The following is a 273-nucleotide window of genomic DNA, read 5'->3' as shown; positions in this document are numbered from 1 at the left end:
GTTGGACCCGAGGGCCTTTCGTCGTTGCGAGCCGCCTATTATGGCAGGCCTTTCAGCTTTGTCAACAACTTGTTTGAGGAACTTGAAGCTCTTCGTGAAGTTGTTGCTGCAAGTCCAGGTCGAAACCGGGGGCCTGCAAAAAAAGGAAAACCCCGCTGCGTGAGCAGCGGGGTTTTGGGTGTAAACCCTGGCGATGACCTACTCTCGCATGGCTTGAGCCACACTACCATCGGCGCAGCTGCGTTTCACTTCCGAGTTCGGGATGGGATCGGG

Annotated in this window: 1 rRNA gene; it reads right to left on the bottom strand. The window is 56.0% G+C overall.

Annotated elements, in window-relative coordinates:
* Positions 1-185: 185 nt before the first annotated feature.
* Positions 186-273, bottom strand: a 5S ribosomal RNA gene (gene rrf / locus VG543_RS21210); the annotation flags it as partial.

It is taken from the genome of Stenotrophomonas sp. CASM101 (genome assembly GCF_049384845.1).
GTDB classification, from domain to species: Bacteria; Pseudomonadota; Gammaproteobacteria; order Xanthomonadales; family Xanthomonadaceae; genus Stenotrophomonas; species Stenotrophomonas hibiscicola.
This window is presented reverse-complemented; position numbering and strand designations above follow the sequence as displayed.